7 protein-coding genes are annotated in these 4056 nt (G+C 72.9%); 2 read left to right on the top strand and 5 right to left on the bottom strand.

Translation table 11 applies throughout. The features are described from left to right. The 4 genes from ACFFNX_RS44075 to ACFFNX_RS44060 all read right to left on the bottom strand — a co-directional run. On the bottom strand, positions 1-370 hold a 370-nt coding region (locus ACFFNX_RS44075), incomplete at its 3' end, for an NAD(P)/FAD-dependent oxidoreductase (protein ID WP_378212222.1). 156 nt (positions 371-526) lie between these two features. Next, complete coding sequence (locus ACFFNX_RS44070) at positions 527-811, bottom strand: DUF4190 domain-containing protein (RefSeq protein WP_378212221.1); 285 nt, start codon at positions 809-811, stop codon at positions 527-529. Positions 812-822: 11 nt separating this feature from the next. Further along, on the bottom strand, positions 823-1209 hold the full coding sequence (locus ACFFNX_RS44065) for a DUF2752 domain-containing protein (RefSeq protein ID WP_378212220.1): 387 nt from the start codon (positions 1207-1209) through the stop codon (positions 823-825). Next, positions 1203-1625 carry a P-loop NTPase family protein gene (locus tag ACFFNX_RS44060; RefSeq protein WP_378212219.1) on the bottom strand — a complete coding sequence of 141 codons (423 nt, stop codon included), beginning with the start codon at positions 1623-1625 and terminating at the stop codon, positions 1203-1205. Before ACFFNX_RS44060 ends, ACFFNX_RS44065 begins: the two co-directional genes overlap by 7 nt. A 508-nt stretch (positions 1626-2133) precedes the next feature. Between ACFFNX_RS44060 and ACFFNX_RS44055 the strand changes: the two genes are divergently transcribed. Continuing rightward, positions 2134-2772, top strand: a complete 639-nt coding sequence (locus tag ACFFNX_RS44055) for a flavin reductase family protein (RefSeq protein ID WP_378212217.1) — start codon at positions 2134-2136, stop codon at positions 2770-2772. Positions 2773-2789: 17 nt separating this feature from the next. Here ACFFNX_RS44055 and ACFFNX_RS44050 read toward each other — a convergent pair whose 3' ends face one another. After that, positions 2790-3704 (bottom strand): DMT family transporter, encoded by a 915-nt coding sequence (locus tag ACFFNX_RS44050; protein ID WP_378212215.1) that lies wholly within the window; start codon positions 3702-3704, stop codon positions 2790-2792. Positions 3705-3751: 47 nt separating this feature from the next. Between ACFFNX_RS44050 and ACFFNX_RS44045 the strand changes: the two genes are divergently transcribed. Beyond that, on the top strand, positions 3752-4056 hold a 305-nt coding region (locus tag ACFFNX_RS44045; protein WP_378212214.1), incomplete at its 3' end, for a LysR family transcriptional regulator.

Here is a 4056-nt window from a genome sequence, read left to right as displayed (position 1 = left end):
CGAGCTCCATGACCTCGCCGACCTCCGGTTCGTCGGCCCGGCGGCGCCGGGCCCGTTCGGCCCGCTCCCGTACCCGCTCGGCCGAGCCCGCCACGGCCAGCGCGCCGGTACGGGCGTACCCGGTGTCGGACCAGCCGTCCGCGTTCAACCGGGCGACCAGCTCCGGGTAGTAGCGCGCGCCCGCGCTCGCGAGCCGGTACCGGGCCGGGTCGGTTTCCCGGGACAGCCATGGGCAGACGATGCCGGCCCCGGCCGCCGTCGCCTGTCCCTCGTCCGCCCGGTCGACCAGCGTCACCCGCGCTCCGGCCACGCTCAGGTGGTAGGCGGTGCTGGCCCCGACGATGCCCGCGCCGACAACGATGATCTCCACGGCTCTCCCTCCGAACGGCGGCGCGCCGAGCACGGCGCGGCCGGAGACCTCCGGCCGTCACCACCGTACGGAGCGGACGGGCGGCCCCTCCCCTGGCCCGGGCACGGCGAAGCCGGGCCGAGGGACGATCCCGGCCCGGCTTCGATGCGTCGTCGGTCAGTTGGAGTTGAGAGCCGACATCCGGACGACGAAGCTCAGAATGCCGAGCACCACCGCGACGATGCCGCCGATCCACGCCACCTTGGCGATCGTGTCCGGCCTCCCCTGGGCGCGGAACTGGCTCTGGGCGACGAGCCCGAGCACGATCGCCGCCGGTGAGCAGCAGAACCAGCACACGATGCCGATGATCGACAGCACCTGTGGCGTGCTGGACTGCGGCGCCTGCTGCGGGTAGCCCGCACCACCATAACCAGGGGGCGGCGGCTGAGGCGGGTATCCCATATTTCCTCCCGTTAGATAATGCCGAAGCGCTGGAGCTGCCAGATCTCCGCGAAAGCAAGGATCGCGACAATAGCGAATACAGGGAGCAACTGTCGCCATCGATTCGGTAGCTCACGCCAAAAAGTCGCCGCTCTGGAACGCCGGATGAACGGCGTGAGAACGAACCCGGCGCAGACGACGACCGCCAGCGGGGAGGCACCGGCCGCCCCGGCGAGGTCGGCGTGCCCGAGATGGACCGCGGCCGTGGTGAACCCGCACATCGGGCACGGGATCCCCGTCGCCTCCCGTAGCAGGCACAACGTCGGTGGGCGCGGAACGCGAAGCGCGGCCAGCCCGACGACGACGGCGACGAGCACCGCCGACCGCGAAGCCGCCGCCAGCGGGCGCGAGGTCACCATACGCACAGTCTGCACCACGGACGTGCTGCGTCTCCGGTGAATCGCGTGCGGACCCTCGCCGCCGGACCCGGCGGCGAGGAGACGAAGATCACATCCCGGAGGGTGGCCGGCGGGCGTCGGGGCGGGTCGGCCGTGGCCAGGCCGTGCTGGACCATGACGACCGTGCGGCCGGCGGCGGCGATCTCGCGCACCGGTTCGAGGACGCCGACGACGCGGCCGCGGGCGTTGGTGGGCTCGTCGAGCAGGAAGACGGCCGTGCACCATCGCGAGCCCACAGCGCTGCCGCCGGCGAGCCGGTCGAGGCGATCCGCGCACGGACGAGCGCGATCGCGATGACGTGGCGGCCCACGCCGCGCCGGGCGGGCAGCCCGCACGCCGTCGAGGATCGTGGAGATCGTGCCCGACCACGCGCGCACGATGCGCGAGCACCGGGTCTACGACGGTGACCTGCCTGTTCTTCACTGCGGCGGCGCCCCGGGCCGAGCACCGGTTCGCCTGCGAGGCGTGGTCGCCGCACGTGACCGGCCCGATCGCGAACCACGACCTGCCCTGCACCCATCCCGAGCTGATGCGGGACCGGTGGCTCGGCGACATCGCCGCGGCGAGTTCGTCCGCCCAGAACTCGGGACCTCCTCCGGGGCGGGCGGCTCGGGGCACCCACGGGCGGTACGGAGGCGAACATACCGCCGACTCCCGTAGGGACGGCGAGATCGGCGCAGGGGCCTTATCCCCGGCCACCTCGCGGACGGGCGTACGGCCCGGCCGCCACGGCCCACGCTGCGGGGGCCGTCCCCGTACGGGCCGCTCCCCCGCGTCGAACGCGAGGTCGGATTCCCGCCAGCGACCGCGGCCCGGTGTCCCGCACAGTGGTGGCCGGACCCGCGTTCCGGGCCGATCCCCCGGTACCCGACGAAAGACGGAAGAGTGCACATCGATCCCGAACTGAAGGTGCTGTACTTCGGCACCCCGGTCGTACTGATCAGCTCGCGCAACGAGGACGGCACCGCGAACCTCGCGCCGATGTCGTCCGCCTGGTGGCTGGGCCGCAACTGCATGCTCGGCCTGGGCAACAGCGGCCAGACGACGGCGAACCTGCTGCGCGAGCGCGAGTGCGTCCTCAACCTGCCGTCGTCGGCGATGGTGGACGCCGTCGACCGGCTCGCCCTCACCACCGCCAAGCCGGTCGTGCCCGAGTACAAGGTGCGGCAGGGTTATCGGCACGAGCGGGACAAGTTCGCCACGGCGGGGCTGACCGAGCAGGCGTCGGAGCTGGTGGCGCCGCCCCGGGTCGCCGAGTGCCCGATCCAGCTGGAGTGCCGGCTCGTGGCGACGCACGCGTTCGGCGGCGACTCGGCGCACGCGACGGCCTTCGAGGTCGAGGTCATCCGGTCCCACGTCAAGGAGGACCTGGTCATTCCGGGCACCCACTACGTGGACCCGGTGGGCTGGGACCCGCTGATCATGAAGTTCTGCGAGTTCTTCGGCGGCGGCCAGAACGTGCATCCGTCCCGGCTCTCGGATGGCTGGCAGATGCCGCACCGCCTCCAGCCGTCCGCCGTCTGAGACCGCCCGGGGGTGCCTCACCGCGACACGACCACGCCGGCCAGCACGAGCGCGCCCCCGGCCAGGGTGTTCCAGCCCGGCGGCTCCCCGAGGAGCCAGGCGCCCAGCAGCGTCGACCAGACCGGAGTGACGTAGGTGACCGACGCCGCCACCGTCGTCCCCGCCGCGCGGATCACCCCCAGGTTGATGATGTAGGCGAGCCCGGTGCCGACAGATCCCAGCACCACCAGGGCGACGGCCGCGCGCACGCCGGGCCACGACGGCGGGCCGGCGAGCACGGGCGTGACGACGGCCAGTTCCACGGTGGCGCACAGGACCTGCGTCAGCGCCAGTGCCGCCGCCGCGTCGCCCCGGCCGGAGAAGTACCTCCGCGTGTAGGCGAAGGCCGCGCCGTAACAGATGGTCGCGCCGAGACACGCCAGGTCGCCCGCCAGCGTGCCGCCCCGGAGCCCGTGCCAGACGCCCAGGACCACGAGGACGCCGGCGAACCCGGTCAGCAGGCCGAGCACGCGCCGTGCGGTGCGCCGTTCCCCCGGGATCAGCGCGAGGACGAAGACGAGCGTGGTCAGCGGAGTGGTCGCGTTCCAGATGCCGGCCAGCACCGAACTGACCCGCGTCTCCCCGTAGGAGAACAGCGCGAAGGGCACCGCGTTGAAGAGCACCGCGACCACGAGCGCGTGCGCCCAGGTGGCCCGGTCGCGCGACGGCGCGAGCCGGCGTACGGCGCACACCGCGCCCAGGGCCGCGGCCCCGAAGAAACAGCGCCAGAAGGCCACCCACATCGGCGCGACCCCCGCGTCCACCGCGATCTTGATCAGCACGAAGCTCGCCCCCCAGATCAGCGACAGCAGCGCGAATCCCGGTATCCATCGCAGCGCCGGGCGGTCGCCGGCCGGCCGCCGCGCCGATCGCGTCTCACGAAGCTCGGTCACGGCATCGGATGATGCGCCGGACTGGCACTATGAGTCCAACAAGTGGCGTGCCGACTCTCATGAGGATCGCTCATGAGGGCACGTGGCCAGCGAAGGAGGGGCTCATCAACCTGAATCTCAGCCAGTTGCGGGCGTTCGTGGCGGTGCTCGACGAGGGCGGGTTCGGCGCGGCGGCCGAGACGTTGCACATCAGCCAGTCCGCCGTCTCCCACGCGGTCGCCGCGCTCGAACGTGGCCTCGGCTCGACCGTGCTCACCAGGCAGGCTCCCCCGCGGGCGACCGCCTTCGGCGAGCGCGTCCTGCCCCGCGCTCGCGCCGCCGGCGCGGCGGCGGCCTCCATCCGCGACCTCGC

It is taken from the genome of Actinoallomurus acaciae (genome assembly GCF_042429965.1).
Lineage (GTDB): Bacteria > Actinomycetota > Actinomycetes > Streptosporangiales > Streptosporangiaceae > Actinoallomurus > Actinoallomurus acaciae.
Note: the sequence above shows the minus strand (reverse complement) of the source record. Positions and strands in the feature narration are given on the sequence as shown.